This is a genomic window from Pseudomonas sp. FP1742 (genome assembly GCF_030687145.1).
Taxonomy (GTDB): Bacteria; Pseudomonadota; Gammaproteobacteria; order Pseudomonadales; family Pseudomonadaceae; genus Aquipseudomonas; species Aquipseudomonas frederiksbergensis_D.
In genome coordinates this window covers 3,307,708-3,323,935 of record NZ_CP117460.1, presented here as the reverse complement: position 1 = coordinate 3,323,935, position 16,228 = coordinate 3,307,708, and the positions used below count along the sequence as shown (strand labels likewise).

Annotated in this window: 15 protein-coding genes, 2 tRNA genes and 4 pseudogenes; 10 read left to right on the top strand and 11 right to left on the bottom strand. The window is 56.0% G+C overall.

Annotated elements, in window-relative coordinates; genetic code table 11:
• The first annotated feature begins 7 nt into the window (after positions 1-7).
• The 3 genes and pseudogenes from PSH64_RS14755 to PSH64_RS30450 all read left to right on the top strand — a co-directional run bounded on the left by PSH64_RS14755 (position 8) and on the right by PSH64_RS30450 (position 2,191).
• Positions 8-448, top strand: a complete 441-nt coding sequence (locus PSH64_RS14755; RefSeq protein WP_105345881.1) for a CBS domain-containing protein — start codon at positions 8-10, stop codon at positions 446-448.
• A 129-nt stretch (positions 449-577) separates the two neighbouring features.
• Positions 578-1,285, top strand: a pseudogene (locus PSH64_RS30455) (MCP four helix bundle domain-containing protein); the annotation flags it as partial.
• Between the two features lie 42 nt (positions 1,286-1,327).
• Positions 1,328-2,191, top strand: a complete 864-nt coding sequence (locus PSH64_RS30450; protein WP_370694478.1) for a methyl-accepting chemotaxis protein — start codon at positions 1,328-1,330, stop codon at positions 2,189-2,191.
• Positions 2,192-2,221: 30 nt separating this feature from the next.
• On the opposite strand, the gene PSH64_RS14745 is transcribed toward PSH64_RS30450, so the two are convergent.
• Both PSH64_RS14745 and PSH64_RS14740 read right to left on the bottom strand, forming a co-directional pair.
• A complete protein-coding gene (locus PSH64_RS14745; RefSeq protein WP_105345886.1) occupies positions 2,222-2,995 on the bottom strand; it encodes an L-iditol 2-dehydrogenase in 774 nt (257 codons plus the stop codon).
• A 167-nt stretch (positions 2,996-3,162) separates the two neighbouring features.
• The gene (locus PSH64_RS14740) at positions 3,163-4,473 is read right to left on the bottom strand and encodes a sugar ABC transporter substrate-binding protein (protein ID WP_305481099.1); all 1,311 of its coding nucleotides are present in this window, start codon (positions 4,471-4,473) and stop codon (positions 3,163-3,165) included.
• 300 nt (positions 4,474-4,773) lie between these two features.
• Here PSH64_RS14740 and PSH64_RS14735 point away from each other — a divergent pair, with 300 nt between their 5' ends.
• The 3 genes from PSH64_RS14735 (at position 4,774) to PSH64_RS14725 (ending at position 6,258) form a co-directional block, all read left to right on the top strand.
• Positions 4,774-5,679 (top strand): AraC family transcriptional regulator, encoded by a 906-nt coding sequence (locus tag PSH64_RS14735; RefSeq protein WP_105345892.1) that lies wholly within the window; start codon positions 4,774-4,776, stop codon positions 5,677-5,679.
• A gap of 223 nt (positions 5,680-5,902) precedes the next feature.
• Positions 5,903-5,976: transfer RNA gene (locus tag PSH64_RS14730), tRNA-Cys, on the top strand.
• A gap of 195 nt (positions 5,977-6,171) precedes the next feature.
• Positions 6,172-6,258, top strand: a tRNA-Leu gene (locus PSH64_RS14725).
• A 277-nt stretch (positions 6,259-6,535) separates the two neighbouring features.
• On the opposite strand, the gene PSH64_RS14720 is transcribed toward PSH64_RS14725, so the two are convergent.
• On the bottom strand, positions 6,536-6,838 hold the full coding sequence (locus PSH64_RS14720; protein WP_244914245.1) for a hypothetical protein: 303 nt from the start codon (positions 6,836-6,838) through the stop codon (positions 6,536-6,538).
• Between the two features lie 245 nt (positions 6,839-7,083).
• Here PSH64_RS14720 and PSH64_RS14715 point away from each other — a divergent pair, with 245 nt between their 5' ends.
• The 3 genes from PSH64_RS14715 (at position 7,084) to PSH64_RS14705 (ending at position 8,620) form a co-directional block, all read left to right on the top strand.
• Complete coding sequence (locus PSH64_RS14715; protein ID WP_244914246.1) at positions 7,084-7,575, top strand: hypothetical protein; 492 nt, start codon at positions 7,084-7,086, stop codon at positions 7,573-7,575.
• Positions 7,576-7,588: 13 nt separating this feature from the next.
• Positions 7,589-7,786 (top strand): hypothetical protein, encoded by a 198-nt coding sequence (locus PSH64_RS14710; RefSeq protein WP_105345900.1) that lies wholly within the window; start codon positions 7,589-7,591, stop codon positions 7,784-7,786.
• 426 nt (positions 7,787-8,212) lie between these two features.
• The gene (locus PSH64_RS14705) at positions 8,213-8,620 is read left to right on the top strand and encodes a hypothetical protein (protein ID WP_105345903.1); all 408 of its coding nucleotides are present in this window, start codon (positions 8,213-8,215) and stop codon (positions 8,618-8,620) included.
• A gap of 333 nt (positions 8,621-8,953) precedes the next feature.
• Here the strand turns inward: PSH64_RS14705 and PSH64_RS14700 are convergent, their stop codons facing one another.
• Entirely contained in the window at positions 8,954-9,430 is a 477-nt protein-coding gene (locus tag PSH64_RS14700; protein ID WP_146114703.1) for a hypothetical protein, read from the bottom strand.
• 48 nt (positions 9,431-9,478) lie between these two features.
• Positions 9,479-9,677: pseudogene (locus PSH64_RS14695) on the bottom strand (integrase); the annotation flags it as partial.
• A 216-nt stretch (positions 9,678-9,893) separates the two neighbouring features.
• On the opposite strand from PSH64_RS14695, the gene PSH64_RS14690 reads away from it, so the two are divergent.
• Complete coding sequence (locus PSH64_RS14690) at positions 9,894-12,020, top strand: TonB-dependent siderophore receptor (protein WP_305481098.1); 2,127 nt, start codon at positions 9,894-9,896, stop codon at positions 12,018-12,020.
• A 218-nt stretch (positions 12,021-12,238) separates the two neighbouring features.
• Here PSH64_RS14690 and PSH64_RS14685 read toward each other — a convergent pair whose 3' ends face one another.
• The 6 genes and pseudogenes from PSH64_RS14685 to PSH64_RS14660 form a co-directional block, all read right to left on the bottom strand.
• Positions 12,239-12,952, bottom strand: coding sequence for a class I SAM-dependent methyltransferase (locus tag PSH64_RS14685; protein WP_305481097.1), 714 nt, complete (start codon positions 12,950-12,952; stop codon positions 12,239-12,241).
• Between the two features lie 106 nt (positions 12,953-13,058).
• Positions 13,059-13,190 (bottom strand): annotated as a pseudogene (locus PSH64_RS30445) (integrase); the annotation flags it as partial.
• Positions 13,148-13,261 (bottom strand): annotated as a pseudogene (locus tag PSH64_RS14675) (NADP oxidoreductase); the annotation flags it as partial. The pseudogenes PSH64_RS14675 and PSH64_RS30445, both read right to left, overlap by 43 nt.
• A 214-nt stretch (positions 13,262-13,475) precedes the next feature.
• Entirely contained in the window at positions 13,476-14,477 is a 1,002-nt protein-coding gene (locus tag PSH64_RS14670; RefSeq protein WP_105345912.1) for an NAD(P)H-quinone oxidoreductase, read from the bottom strand.
• Positions 14,474-14,617 carry a hypothetical protein gene (locus tag PSH64_RS14665; protein ID WP_181150706.1) on the bottom strand — a complete coding sequence of 48 codons (144 nt, stop codon included), beginning with the start codon at positions 14,615-14,617 and terminating at the stop codon, positions 14,474-14,476. The genes PSH64_RS14670 and PSH64_RS14665 overlap by 4 nt, the downstream gene beginning before the upstream one ends.
• Positions 14,618-14,628: 11 nt before the next feature.
• A complete protein-coding gene (locus tag PSH64_RS14660) occupies positions 14,629-16,065 on the bottom strand; it encodes an NAD-dependent succinate-semialdehyde dehydrogenase (RefSeq protein WP_305481096.1) in 1,437 nt (478 codons plus the stop codon).
• Positions 16,066-16,228: the final 163 nt, after the last annotated feature.

Below are 16,228 nucleotides of genomic sequence, written 5' to 3'. Positions count from 1 at the left end.
AACGTTGATGAAAACAGCCGCACAGTTGCTGAAACTGAAGATCGTGCAAAACCAGCAGGTGCACAGCATCGCACCGGATCAGATGGTCCTCGACGCCCTGAAGATGATGGCCGAGAAGAACGTCGGCGCGCTGCCCGTGATCGAAGCAGGGCAGGTGGTCGGCGTCATCAGTGAGCGCGACTATGCGCGCAAGGTGGTGCTACAGGGGCGTTCTTCGGTCGGTACGCCGGTGCGCGAGATCATGAGCGCGCCGGTGGTGACCGCCGACAGCCTGCAGAGCATCGAGCGCTGCATGGAAGTCATGACCGACAGTCATTTGCGCCATCTGCCGGTGCTGGAGGGCGGCGAGCTGATCGGGTTGCTGTCGATCGGTGATCTGGTCAAGGAAGCCATCGTCGAGCAGGCCGATTTGATTCGTCAGCTTGAGCACTACATTCGCGGGCATTGAGCCCGCGCATACCGTAGGTCGTAAAAATCGGCTTGCGTGGAAATAAGCCTCAGTAACTGGTTGGAACAGTCGATAACCCAACAGTAGGCAATTAGCCGACCATGCACCTGCCGACAGGGGAACCATCGAGTGTCCATAAAATTACGTTTGATCTTGTTGATCGGCACTGGCTTGCTCACCGCCCTGGTCTTGAGTCTGGTCAGCTATGTGGGGAACACTCGGATGGCTGAAGCGGTGAGTGACAACGAGGTCAGCATGACCGCGCTGCGCAACCACCTCGAAGCCGACATGATGCACGATGCACTGCGCGCCGATGTGCTGTCGGCGATGCTGGTAGGGTTGGACAAGAGCCCCAGCAGCAAGGCCGAGGTGCGCAGTTCCCTCAATGAGCATGCCGCACACTTTCGCGAGATGCTCGGCGACAACCTCAAACTGCCGGTCAACGACACCCTCAAGGCCGCACTGGACAAGATCAAGCCCAGCCTCGATACGTACATCAGTGCCGCCGAGCGCATTGTCGGGCTGGCGCTGGATGATCCGCAGCTCGCACAACAGCAACTGGGCACGTTCAATAACGCGTTCAGCCAACTGGAAGACCAGATGGCCACCCTCAGTGAGCTGATCGAAACCAACACTCAACAGACCAGCGCGGGGACTCGGCAAACCATCAGCAGTGCCAACTTCACCCTCGGCGCCGTACTCATTGCCAGCTTGTTGCTGCTGCTCGCCCAAGGGCGCTCGGTCATCCTGAGCATCATGGGGCCATTGCAAACCGCCAGCCGGATAGCCGACAGCATCGCCCATGGCAACCTGAGCGAGCCTATCGTCGAGCCCACCCGCAAGGACGAAGCCAGCACCTTGATTCGCAGCCTGGCGACCATGCAGCGCGACCTGCGCGGCATGATCGAGGTGGTGCGCAGCAACGCCCACGGCGTGAGCGGCATGAGCCAGCAGTTGAGCAACGGTTGCCATCAGGTCGCGGGCAGCAGCCAGCAGCAAAGCGTCGCCGCCAGCACCATGGCCGCGGCGGCCAGTGAAATGACTGCGAGTATCGAAGAAATCACCCGGCATGCCGGGCGTGCACTGAACATGGCCAACCAAGCCGAGGAACTGGCGAAGGACGGCGGTCGGGTGATTCATCAGGTGGTCAGCGACATGGACGGGATTGCCCGTTCGGCGCAGCAGTCGGCCCAAGTGATCCGCACCCTGGACAAGGAGTCCGAGGGGATTTTCAGCATCATTCAGGTGATCAAGGGCATCGCCGACCAAACCAACCTGCTGGCGCTCAACGCCGCCATCGAGGCCGCCCGCGCCGGCGAGCAGGGCCGCGGTTTCGCCGTTGTTGCCGATGAAGTCCGCAGCCTGGCGGGTCGTACCAGTGCCTCCACCCAGGAAATCGCCACCATGGTCGCCCGCATCCAGCAAAGCACCCGTGAAGCGGTCAGCAGCATGGAGGCGGGCGTTGCACAGGTCGACAAGGGCATGGCGGTGACCGCCGACGTCGAGCGCGCCATCCGCGAAATCCTTCAGGCCACGCTCAGTACCACAGAATTGGTCAATGACATCAGCCGCACGATCGGCGAGCAGAGCCTGGCGAGCAACGAAATCGCGCACCAGGTGGAAATGATTGCCGGCATGTCCGAAGGCAATAGCAAGGTCATTAACCAGACGGCCTCGACTACCGATGAGCTGTCCACCCTGGCCGGACAGCTCTCGCAATCAGTGGATCGGTTTCGCCTTTGAGGCATCGGCTGGCCCTGTAATCGGGGCCAGTCAGCTCATCCAGTTGCCACCATCGACGTTATAGGTCTGCGCCACGATGTAATCGCTTTCGGCGGACGCGAGGAAGATCGCCATGCCGACAAGGTCTTCTGCCGTGCCCATGCGTCCATACGGTACTTCCTGTCCCGCCAGTTTTTTCTTTTCCCCGATCGGCCGGTTCTCATAACGGGCAAACAGCGCATCGACGCCATCCCAGTGCTCACCGTCCACCACACCCGGCGCGATGGCATTCACATTGATGTGATGGGGAATGAGATTGAGGCCGGCCGATTGCGTGAGGCTGATCACCGCCGCTTTGGTCGCGCAATACACCGCGACCAGCGCTTCACCGCGCCGCCCGGCCTGACTGGCCATGTTGATGATCTTGCCGCCGTGACCCTGGCGGATCATCTGTTTGGCCGCGGCCTGCAGCGTGAACAGGGTGCCGGAAACGTTGATCGAGAACAGCCGTTCGTAGCTGTCCCGGGAAATCTCTGTAATGGGTGCGAGATCAAACAGCGCCGCGTTGTTGATCAGGATATCGAGCTTGCCTGTGGTGGTGATGACCGCCGCGATAGCACCGTCGATGGATTGCTGATCGGTCACGTCCATCTCGATCGCATAGGCATTCGGCCCCAGTTCAGCTGCTGTGGCTTGCGCGCGTTCAAGGTTGATGTCGGCGATTGCGACCGTAGCGCCTTCGCGGAGATAGGCTTGCGCGAAGGTTCTCCCGATGCCCCTGGCAGAACCGGTGATAAGCGCGCTTTTTCCTTCCAGACGTTTCATTTTTTTCATCCATTCGTAAGAGCTATAAAGACGCCCCCGTTGAGGGCATTACAAGTCTGCGCAGAACCCTGTGGGAGCGGGTTTGCTCGCGAAAGCGGTATGTCAGGCGACATCGCTGTTGAATGTGCCGCCCTCTTCGCGAGCAAGCCCGCTCCCACACGGACTACCTACTTGGGATAACCAGCGCGCTTCATCTCCCGCTCGGTGCTTTGCTGCGCTGAGGCCAGGGCCTGTTCCACCGGCATCTGCCCGGTGAGCGCCGCAGATACCAGCTTGCCGACTGACGTGCCGATGGCCTGGAATTCGGGGATGGTCACGTACTGGATACCAACGTAGGGCACCGGCTGGACCGAAGGACGCGCCGGGTCGGCGTGCTGCATCATTTTCAGCGTGACACTGGCAAAGGGCGCGGCCTGCAAATACGCGTCGCTGTAGGTGGACATGCGGGTGCCTGGCGGTACGTTGCTGATGCCATCCTTCTCGGTGACCAGTTGGATGTATTCCTTGGAGGTCGCCCAGGTCACGAAGGCTTTGGCGGCTTCCTTGTGTTTGGACGTCGCCGGGATGGCCAGTGACCAGGCGTAGAGCCAAGACGAGCCCTTGTCGGTGACTTCTATGGGCGCGGCCACGAAGCCGACATTGTCGACCACTTTGCTTTGGGTTTTGTCAGTGATGAAGGAGCCGGCGACGCTGGCATCGACCCAGATCGCGCATTTGCCGCTGTTGAACAGGGCCAGCGTCTCGTTGAAGCCATTGCTCGAAACGCCCGGCGGGCCGTACTGCTTGAGGGTGTTGACGTAGAAGTTGGCGGCGGCGGTCCACTGCGGCCCGGTGAGTTGCGGTTGCCACTGCTCGTCGAACCAGCGTGCACCAAAGGCATTGGACAGGGTTGTCAGCAGCGCCATGTTCTCACCCCAACCGGCCTTGCCACGCAGGCACATTCCGTACTGTTCCTTATCCGGCTGATGCAGTTTGCCGGCGAACTCACCGAGCTGTGTCCAGGTCGGGTGTTCGGGCATGGTCAGGCCGGCGTCCTTGAACAGGTCGGTACGGTAATAGGTGATGGTGCTTTCGCCATAAAACGGTAAAGCGTAAAGGGTGTCGTTGACGGATAACCCCTGGCGAACCGAGGGAAAAATATCCTCCAGGTCATAGCTGGCGGGCAGATCTTTCATCGGCTCCAGCCAATGCTTGGCGCCCCACAGTGGTGTTTCGTAAGTGCCGATGGTGAGCACATCGAACTGACCGCCCTGGGTCGCAATGTCGGTGGTCAGGCGCTGGCGCAACACGTTTTCTTCGAGCACCACCCAGTTGAGCTTCACGTCTGGGTGCATCTGTTCAAATGTTTTGGACAACCGCTGCATGCGGATCATGTCGCTGTTGTTCACGGTGGCGATGGTCACCGTTTCGCCAGCCTGGCAGAGCAGGGCAGAGGACAGGCCGGCGGACAGAAAAAGCGCTTTGGGAATGATCTTCATCGTGTTCTCCGCTCTGCGCCTGGGGCGGCAGAAGCTTTATTGTTGTTGTAGTCCACGGAGCGGTCATAGCCGCCACGGGATGACCACAGGATTGCAGCTACCCAAGCGACGAACAAATGAACGGCACACACGCCACTGATACTTTTTTGACCGTGGAAAAAAAGTATCAGCGGGCGCCATATAGCGCGCTAGGCACCGGGCGTCGCTAGTGCGAGTCTCATGTCAGCGTCCTGAGACTTCGACTCGTCCCATGCTTCGCGGTACCTTGATAAAACCAACAAAAACGGAATCGCCCGGGTGATGAACCATCACGCAACCGCAGACAAGCCGCCAGCGCTTGAAGTCATTCTCAACGAGCCCCAGCACAGCTTTCGTTGGTATGAGCACGACTATCCCTTCGACCTGGCGCGCTGGAACCATCATCCGGAATTCGAGATCCACCTGATCCGCGAAGGCAGCGGACGGCTGTTGGCTGGTGACTACATCGGCGTATTCGAGGCCGGTCATGTCGCCTTGATCGGCCCTGGCCTGCCTCATGACTGGATCAGCGACCTGGGCAAGGGAGAGGTGATCACCGGCCGTGACGTGGTGTTGCAATTCGATGGCCAGATGCTGATGCAACTGCGCGACAAATTCCCTGAACTCAGCGAGTTGCAAAACCTGTTTCGCCTGGCGGCGCAGGGCATCGAATTTCATGGCAATACCCGCAAGGAAGCGGCTCGACTGCTGGAAGAGATCGGCCAGTGCCACGGATTGCAGCGGTTGTGCCTGTTCCTGTCATTGTTGCAGTTGCTGGCTTCGGCCCCCGACAGCGAGAGACAAACGCTTGCCAGCCTGCAATACGCGCCTATGCTCGACGCGTTGACAGCCCAGCGCATGAGCATTGTCTTCGACTACATCCTGAACGACCTCGCCGATGAGTTGCGCATGTCTGTCATCGCCCAGCGCCTGGACATGAACGAACCGGCCTTCTCCAAATTCTTCAAGCGCGCCACCGGCCATACCTTCGTCGACCTCACGCGCAAACTGCGAGTCCAGCGCGCCTGCCGTTTGCTGGCGCAAAGCAGCTTCAGCGTGGCCAATATCTGTTTTGAAGTGGGGTACGCCAACTTGTCGAATTTCAATCGGCACTTCCGCCACGAAATGCACGAGACGCCCAGCGAGTATCGGCAGCGGTTGCAACGAGCAGTGGCGGTTGGTCATTGAAGAGCACAAGATCAAAAGATGGACGTTCCCGCGATAGCGCATCTGGAATTATTTTCTTCCAGTTCTTGACATGCCTTTCGAACCAGTCCAGAATTGCGTCCATTCCTGATTCAGGAAGCCGAAAACCCCTTAGATTTCAAAGGGTTGGAAGCTAGATTAGAATCTTGTTTCCAGGTGCAAGTTTACACGTTTGATGTTGAGCTACAGAACATCAGATGTTTGAGGCCGAATAGCAAAATGGTTATGCAGTGGATTGCAAATCCACCTACGCCGGTTCGATTCCGACTTCGGCCTCCACTTTAAACGAGCTCCGTAGATCCATGATCTACGGAGCTTTTTTATTTCCTCGGTCCTGCAAGATTTAGTCTTGAAAAGGATCCTTGCGAACTTGCTTCACCGGGGCGGGATGTATATATTTCCCCCTCTGTTGCACAAGCGTCAGAACTGCCAGGTCGTAACTGGTCAGTCTCCAGACTGCTTCACCGCGCTACCGCCCGAATGGCGAAACTGGTAGACGCATGGGACTTAAAATCCCCCGCTCGTAAGGGCGTGCCGGTTCGATTCCGGCTTCGGGCACCATCTTAAATCAAGGGTTTGCGAGCGAAAGCTGATGCAAACCCTTGATTGTTTCTGGTTTTCTATTTTGGAGTTGGTCCGCAATTCACTTGGTTGGAGTAACTTTCTTGCCTAGGCGATTCCGGATGTATTGCTCGTCATAACCACGGTCGTATGCCCAAGTTGATCTCTCGCCTGCATGATGTCACCAATCGATTCGGCTTTATCCGTACCTGCCTTGGCGCGTAAATCCCGCATCTGAAATGCAGACTTCGCAACACCGGCCGCTTCTCTGGCCAAATCAAACCTTCTCCGCAACATCGCCACCGTCATTGGTGTGCCATCCTCTGTAACGATCAGTAACGATCAGCCGGGTCGAGCGGACCTTGTGTTCTGATTTTCGGGACATGATTCGATCAATCAAAACCTTCAGCTCACCGGTTACTTCTATTCGCCGCTTGGCCTTCTTTTTTCCCTGAAGCACCCAGATTTGTCCGTCGCGGACATCCCGTTCGTCCATCAGTCGCGTGTAAGTCACACGTTGGCCGGTCAGATATGCCAAGTCCATGGCGTCTTGCAAGACTACATCAGCCTTGTCGTGCATGCGCTTGAAGAGCTCATCCTCGACGTATGTGTCACGCCCCGTCTCTTTGTTGCCCTTGATGCCAGCGCAGGGGTTGGCCAGAGACGTGTTTCCAGGGGAGCCGGCGGATCACCACCGATGGTCAAACCATCGCTGGACTGATCACCGGTTCTACCGCGGAGCCATCTCCGCAACTGCGTGAGAGGCTCCAAGTCCAGCAGTTCGGGCACTACCTCTATCACCCAGCGATGACCATGAGCCACGTAATGAATGCGGTACTGCTGATCACTGCCAAGGCCGAGTTGCCAGACCTGACATCAGCCAAGCGCGTGAAGGCTCAGTACCTGGTGACCCTAGCCCTGCAATCTTACAAGGGCGAGGTAGTCGGGACGGCAGAGTGGGGGCCGGCCCGGATCACCGCCGAGATGAAAACCTTCTTCGGCGTGACGATCGATCCGAAGAACTGGACGCGTGACTGGCTCGACCTGTGGGAGTCCCTAAAAGAAGTCATCAAGGAAGTGGATATTCAGGCGCAACAGCCGGTATGGCAGGTCATTCACTCGGAAAAAGATGAAGAGGCGGCACGTGACGGGGTTTGTGCGTACTTTTCCCATAGTGCACAAGTAACGCGAAACGCACACGAAACCCTGAACCCGGCCATCGAGACGGGTTTTCATTGCCCGCCATTCGTCCACTGCCCGGCACTCATAATGTGCTACCGCCTCATATTTTTAAGCATGGATATCCCGTGCCTCTGAACGGAGAGCCAGCATGGACATTGACGAGAATGCACCAGGGAACAGATCACAACAGGAAGTAACGCGCACAACGGACAACGAAACGGGCCATGATCCTAAGCGGAATGAACCTGAGGTTCCGCTGCCGCCGGACGACGAAGCGCCTGTTGATGAAGAAATGGCTGATGTGGATGCCAACAATTCGGTGTCGAGCGAACACCCTAAGCCCTGATGATTACTTCTAGTTAATGAGCCCGGCCACTGTGTCAGGCTTTTTCGTTTTCGGCTCAGCCAACCCATTGCTCCGAGCTGGGAGTGCTGCTGTAGCCGACTTGATTCGGCAAGTTTCACCGCAGCTAGGGCGGTCTAACGGAGGGTTTGGACACTGAAAAGCCGGCAGTACAATGCTCCGCAGTTCTTGCGTCCATATCGACGAACCACGCGGCTTCTTAATTTATTTATTGAATATCAATAAGTTGCATTCTGATGTGTGTAGAGTTTTGTCGATGATGGAGTGATTTAGCCAAAAATATGGCGGCGCTCAACATTTCATAACTGAAGGTCGGCTTTACTTTAAAAAAACCAGTGCTACTCTCAGGTTTCCGTCTGGATTGTATAATGGAAGTAGGCGGGTAAATTGCACAAAAGGAGTATTGTGATGAAAGATATTAGTGTTTTGATTGTGGTTGATGTTGAGAATGCACTGGCAACAAATGATCTGAGCAGTAATGTGTATTTGATAGATAACAACAAGAACTCTGGGTCTAGTTATGAAGGTAATGATGAGCTGGTTACTGCTTGTTCTAACGGGCAGCTCATCAGCTGGAGTGTCGTTGGTGTTGTAGCTGAAAACCAAGTCGAAATTAATAATTTTACTGGCAACATGATTAACGATAAAATCTGTTTGCCTCAGAAGACGCCTAGTCAAGGACGAACTTACTGGCAAGGCCGCGTCAATGATACGGATGTTGGTGCTAAAGTGCAGTACAGCGTGGAACTGCTAATGGATGGGAAGCACACGATGAGTTTTGATCCATTTCTTTTTATTGTAAAACAATCGCAGTAGAAGGGTTGACTAGGGCAGTGCTAGGGCCGCTATATAAGTATTCCTGTAACAACTTATTTAGCTGTTTCAGTGCAACCCCTTAAAGAAAGCCCGGTTACTGTGCCGGGCTTTTTATTGTCCAAGATTCCCAACGCCCTCAGAGCCTCTGAGCGTGAGGCTCAAAGAGGTTTTTTTCGCGCCTCAGCATTGCACAAAAAGACCAGGATCGCCTGCGTGATCGTCTTGCCACTTCTGATTTGCGGCTGTCAGTCCTCCTCGCCGAAAGCGGGATATAAACATGGCTTCGACTTCAACCCTTGGCCGACTACCAGCACACGCCGCGTAAATCAGGAATCAGAGCGGACACCAAGGGTCTCCACCATTGGCACTTTCAACCAGTTTTTCAAAATTTCGTTTGAAAACCCAATTGGCGGCGACAGCAGTCATCGTCGTTTTGCAGGCTGGATTTTTTCCGGAGACGACAATATTTAGATAGTACTGATCACCGTAAATGGTCGGTCCGAACAAAACCATGTCGGTTTTCTCTGCCGTTTTATTTAGATCCAATCTAGTCGATTCGACGATATATGCACCATTCGGCAGGGCGATATTCTTTGCGTGAAAGCAATGATTCAGATAATTCTGGACTCGTTCTTCTACTTGTCCACGGTCTTGCGCCAAGCAATATTCCGGGCTCGCGGTTCCTATGCTCAGCAAATCACTCTTGGTATGAGGGTAAAGCGAACAGCCGCTCAAGAGCAGACAAAATACACCGGTGACCCTCTTGTACATCATTGAAGCTCCAATTAAACGGGTGGGATGGCGAGACATGTGGCCACTACAGTTGTCGGCCACTTTGGGCAGCACTTGAGCAACTGGTCATTTTGTGGGCGTCTTCTCTGTCATGCCTACGGTGGTGTGCCCAAGTTGATCGCGTGCAGCACGAATGTTGCCTGTCGATTCTTCCTTATCCGTCGCGGCCTTCGCCCGTACGCGCATTTGAAAATCAGCCTTTGGAATGCCGGCAAACCTCGCGGGCATCATCAAACGACTTCCTGAGTATGCTCGTCGTCATCGGCTACACCGCCAATGTCGGCAGCGCTGGATGATCTCGGCCGTGGCGCGGGTGATGCTGCAATGGCCATTGCTTCAATGAAGTGATGACTTTAGCGATGATTGTTTTTCCACGTTAATGGGAATCAGTGTTAATTACGAATGATTTTGTATAGCATGCGCCGCAGTTTTTGGCGGTTTTACTCCCTGCATTGGCCTATTCGTAAAGGTTTTTCTCTACATGCGTCGAACCCTGCTTTCCATTTGTGTGCTGCAAGCATTGTCGTCTACCTCATGGGCTGAACAAACGGAGGTATCACCCTCAACGCTTGAGCTGGACGCAACCGATGTTATCGGTACTGCGAATTACGAAAGGGCGGACGGCCCGGTGCAGGGTTATCTGGCTACGCGCTCGGCCAGCGCCACACGCACCGACACGTCGATCCACGAAACCCCGCAATCGATCAGTGTGGTCTCGAAAGATGCGGTCGAGGATCTGGGAGCCACCCGTTTGCAGGAGGCGCTGGACTACGCTGGGGGTGTGGGGCGAGCGAACAATTTTGGTGGACAGGGTTTGACCACGTTTACCGTTCGTGGCTTCACCACTGGCGAGTTTTATCGCAACGGTTTTCCGATCAACCGCGGTTATCCGAACATGCCGGATGCCAACACTATTGAGCGACTCGAAGTGCTACGCGGTCCGGCAACCATGCTCTACGGTCGGGGTGATCCTGGGGGCACGTTCAACGTGGTTTCCAAACAGCCGTTGCCCGAGCGCACCGTCACCTTGGGCAGTCAACTGAACGATCAGGGCATGAAGCGTGGCACGCTGGACGCTTCCGGCCCGCTCGACGAAGAAGGGCGCCTGGCCTATCGACTGAACGTAGTGGGCGAGGGCGGCGACACCTTCCGCGATCACGTCGAAACCGAGCGCTACGGTATCACTCCGGTGCTCACGTGGCAGGCAACCGACGCGACCAAGCTGATTTTCGAAGGCGATTTCATGCGTAACAACGCGCCTTTGGATCGAGGCCTTACACGTTACCCGAGGCAGACGGGTACCGCCTCTCGCGACAGTTTTTTCGGCGAAAAAGATGCTGGCAAACTGCATAACGACAACAACATGGCGCAACTGCGTTTCGAGCACATGCTCAATGACGACTGGACGTTGGGTGGTGGCTTCCAGTGGCTCGATGGTTCGCTCAAGGGCAACGCAGTCGAGGCCAACGGTATTGCCGCTGACGGCCGCACCTTGGGGCGCAACTTCAACTATCGCAAGCTGGAGTGGACCGACAAGGATACCCAGCTCAATCTGACCGGCCATTTCGATACCGCTGGTTTGCAGCACACGTTGCTCACCGGTATCGAGTACGAAGATTATGACTACAAGTCGATCATTCAACGCTCCAGCGGTGCTGTCGATGCGTATCCGATCGACATCTTCGATCCGGTGTACGGCCAGTCGCGTCCGGCACTGACTCGTACGCCGACCCACGACAAGGAAAACCTCAAAACTTATGCCGCGTTTGTGCAGGATCAATTGGCACTGACCGACAAACTGAAGGTGCTGGCAGGGGCGCGTTTCGAACGCTTCGAACATGACTACGAAACCTATGTCCCGGGCGGCAAGAGTTGGCAGGCGAGTGATAACGCAGTGACCCCGCGTATCGGCGTGACCTACGATTTGACCGAGACATTAGCGGTTTATGCCGACACCGCGCGCTCGTTCAAGCCCAACACCGGCGCAAGCCGCCTCGGCGGAGGGTTCGCGCCGGAGAAGGGCAAGTCGTACGAAATGGGTATCAAGTGGCAAGCACTGGATCAGCGGTTGAGTGTCGATGCCGCGATCTACCAGATCGAGAAGCGTAACGTGCTGACCACCGACCCTGTCGATTCCACTTTCAGCGTTGCTGCCGGGGAAGTGCGCAGCCGTGGTTTCGACATCAACGTTGCCGGCAACCTCACTCCCGAATGGCGCGTGATTGGCGGCTACGCCTATGTCGATGCCGAAGTGACCAAAGACAACGTACTGCGCTCTGGCACGCGGCTGCTGAACATCCCGAAAAACAGCTTCAGCCTGCTGAATATGTACGAGTTCCAGGACGGCACCCTCAAGGGATTGGGCTTGGGCACCGGATTCAAGTACGTCGACGAGCGCGCCGGACAAACCGCCAACACTGCGTTTTCGATGGGCAGCTACACCGTTGTCGACTTGCTTGGCTTCTACAAGATCAATGACAAGGTGCGGCTCAATCTTGACGTGAAAAATCTGTTTGATCGCGATTATGAAGAAGGCGCGTTCGGCAACGTTTACGCTTATCCGGGTGCGCCACGAACCGTGCAAGTCGGTATTTCCTACACGTTGTAGTGCGTTCTGCTGGCGCACGCTGCGTTTGCTCGATAACGCGGAAACCGCAGAAAATAGGCGGAAACGATCCAGAAATGATGGAACAGAAATCTAAAGCGCTATAAACGACAAAGCCCTGAATAATCGGGGCTTTGTCGTACATAAGATGGCGAAAGGCGACGGGATTCGAACTCATGGTCCTGTTGCGGTCGACGCATACCTAATACTTTCAATCATGTTCAGACCATTTTGCACGTCAACCACGCCCCCCAGAAAAGGCTGCTGAAGAAACGGGTAGCGTCTCCAAATCCGGCGTCATGCAAGAGTTTTTGAACCGCCGCCTCGGAATGTGGAGGATCAGCACCTTGAAGGATTTTCCCAAGCTTGACCTTCACTTCATCCGGGCTGGCTCCATGCTGCCGCCACCGCTGCCCCCAAGCCGCGAGCAGTAGCGGCTGGCTGGCATAAGCGTATTGATTCCCCGCGACAATCAGCGGCGCACCCGGTTTTAGATGAGCCCGAATGGACCGTAAAATTTGTCGCTTGGTTTCATCTCCATCGAGATGATGGAGTACTCCGATCAAGGTCGCTGCGTCGTATGACTCGTCTGCTGCCAGGTCTTCAACATGCCCAAGATGCATGGCCGTTCTTTCAAGCAAATTGTTTGCCTCTAATTGCTGCTTTGCAGCCTCCAACATCGGCTCGGACGGATCAACGGCCGTGAAGCGCCAACCCGGCTCAAGCTTGGCCATAGCAATAATTTCCTGCGCCGTACCGCCAGCGCCAACTACAAGTATTTTTGCCGAACGTGTAGTGCCCAGGCTTGCCGCCAGCATGCACGCAGCCAAGTCTTGGCAGGCGTCATATCCTGCTAGCGCAATTCGGCTCTGTCGTCCGTACTCATTGGCTCGTGAGGTATCAAATTTTTCTGAGTTGAGAGGGGATGATTTCAAGGCGCTTCTCCATGTCCTGAAATCAAGCTACGCCAGACACAGCAATAATAAATTCATTAATTTTATGTGGCGCATTCCTGAATGGAATGCATGCCTCAAAAAATTGCATCGTCGGATCAAGTCCGATGGCTGTTACCCATGTTTTGACTATTCGAGCGTATTGTCTGGTGGAGAGATGATCCGGATCATCCACAGCAATGCGCGTCGGTCGGGCGCTGCTTTCGGGCGCAAGTCCTGCACCAGGTCCTGGACGAGGACTGTATTGAACACCTTGACCGTGCTGGAGTGGGGCAGATGCTCGGCGAGCAGCAATGGTCAACGAAGGGCCGAAAAGCCACTCAATGTGGTGAGTAGGTTCTCTGGTGGTAGCCGTGCCTGAGTTCAGGCCAGCTGAAAATCCGACTTTTTCAACAGGCATAGGCCGAAAGCAGACGATTTGGAACGCCCCGCGAAGACAGTTTCCCATCCGCAAAACAGGTCCACCAGAGGCACCGTTTTCAGTTTTATCGCAAGACTGCCAGACTCAAACCAAGTCTTCAGGCTGCATCGTCAAAATGACTTTCCCGACGTTCTGGCAAGACTCCATCCGGCGATGAGCATCGGCAGCACGTGATAACGGGAACGTACTGTCAACGACAGGCTCGAGGCTTCCAGCGCCATCGAAGCGATCAAGCCAATGTTCGCGGAAGCGCTTGATCATGTCGTGCTTTTCCGGCTGCGTGCGGGACTTCATGACCGTGCCTATGATCTGCAAGTGTCGGTAGAGGATGTGCTCCAGCTCTACAGTCACTTTGCCGCCACCGCCGAGGATGCCGACCTGAATCAGCCGGCCGCCTTGAGAAAGGGACGCGACGTTGCGTGCGAAGTAGGGCTCGCCGACGAAGTCGATGACGACATCGACGCCTCGACCATTGGTTTTATCGGCAATGACTACGGCAAAGTCCTGCGTCTTGTAGTCAATCGCGACATCAGCCCCCAAATGCTCGACACGCGATAACTTGCTGCCTTCGGTTGTGGCATACACTGTGGCGCCTGTGGCGTAAGCAAGCTGCACGGCGGCAGATCCAACGCCTCCAGCGGCAGCGTGAATCAACACCGAGTCACCGGCCTTGAGTCGAGCCAGATGCATCATTGCTTCATGGGCGGTGACGAACACCTCCGGAATTGCTGCCGCGTGCACATAGTCCAGCTGTGCAGGGATGTGCATGGCCATGCGGTAGTCGATGCGAGCCAGTTCGGCATAGGCGCCGCCTCCAACCACGCCCATCACTCGATCTCCTACTTCGAAACCCGTTACAGCACGACCTATCTCAATCACTTCGCCGGCGATTTCCAATCCGATTATCAGCGAGTCGCCGAAATTCGGATGGCCGTACCCACCGGTTCGATGAGTCAAATCCGCACGGTTCACCCCCGCAGCATAGACACGCACTAGCAGGTCGGTAGGGCGTACTTCAGGAGCTGGAGCATCTGCGAGTTCCAGGACGTCTGCCGCGCCAAACTCTCTGATGTTGATGGCTTTCATGCTTGGTTGTTCTCCGATTCGGTAAACGTGGCATCGGCGATAGCAGACGCGGTGATGGCGCCAGGGAAACCCACATAGAAAGCCAGGTGAGTGAACGCGCGCGCCGCTTCGCGAGGACTGCTGAAATTGATATTGGACATGGGAAGCTCCCTTAAACCTGGCTGATGAATTTGTGGGTCAGATAGTGTTCGATGCCTTCAATGCCACCTTCCGAGCCGTGACCGCTTTCTTTCATGCCGCCGAAAGGAAGCTCGGTAGCGACGATGCGGTATTGGTTGATCCCGATCATCCCGGCCTCCAACCCGTCAGCGACGTCAATTGCGGTGCGCGCGCTGGATGTGAATGCGTACGCTGAGAGCCCGTAGGGCAGGCGGTTCGCTTCTTCCAGGCCATCAGCCAATTCATTGAACGGCATCAGTACGGCGATGGGGCCAAAGGGTTCTTCGTGCATGACTCGGGCGCTCATCGGCACATCTGCAAGAACGGTGGGTTGGAAGAAGAAGCCTTCACGTGACAAGGCTTCACCACCGATCAATACCCGTGCACCTTTCTCGACGGCATCGGCTACCAGTTCTTGCATCTTTGCCAATTGCCTTGGGTTGGCCAGGGGGCCGACTTGAGTGTCTGGATGCAGGCCATCGCCGACTCTCAGGGCTTTGGTAGCGGCGACAAAGTGATCGATAAATGCTTGATAGGCGCCACGCTGGATCAGAAATCGAGTGGATGAAATGCACACCTGTCCGGTCCCGCGAAACCGGTTCGCGACACCTTCGGTTGCAGCCTTTTCAATGTCTGCATCCTCGAATACGAGCACGGGTCCGTGCCCACCCAACTCAAGGGTGATGGGCTTCACGCCTTCGCCAGCTCGGGCAGATAGCAGGCGACCGATGGGCACTGAACCGGTAAAGGTCACTTTGCGAATGATCGGTGAGGCGATCAGATGGCTGGACACCTGATCCGGTACGCCGAAGACCACTTGCAGCACCCCTTTGGGCAATCCTGCGTCATCGAGGGCACGAGCCAGGGCCAGCGCTGTGGAGGGGCTTTCTTCACCTGGCTTGAGGATGACGCTGCAACCGGCGGCCAAGGCCGCCGAGAGCTTGCGAGCAGGGGTAATGGCCGGGAAGTTCCAGGGGGTGAACGCTGCCACTGGGCCGATGGCCTGGCGTTTGACCAGTTGCAGTACTCCAGGACGGTTGGCCGGTACCACACGACCATCGATACGACGGGCGCTCTCGGCGAACCACTCGAAGTAATCCGCCGCACGGGTTACTTCATCCATGCTTTCACCCAGCGGCTTGCCTTCTTCCAGTGTCATTTGCGCGGCAATGTGAGGTGCTCGTTCAATGATCAAGTCGGCGGCACGCTTGAGGATTTTTGCGCGTTTGTCAGGTACGGTCTGGCGCCATTGTTCGAAGCTCAGTCGAGCCACCTCAAGAGCATGATCAAGGTCGCCTGCGGTGGCGAAGGGGACGCGTCCGATATCCCGTCCGGTTGCCGGGTTAACGACGGCAGCAGTATCGCGCCCTTCGGCACTGATCCATTCACCACCGATAAAAAGATAAAGCGGGTCGTAGGAAGTGTTCATGATTTGGCCTTCAGTTGGTTGTCAGAGCTTCTTATGAAGTTCGGCGCCAGAGTGGCTGTGCCGCAGGGCCTGTTCAGGCAGCCTGTGCAACCAAGTCTATGGAAGGAGAGACCTTTGATTTAGTCGGCCCAAAGGGAATCATTGTTGTCAGCAGAGGTAATAT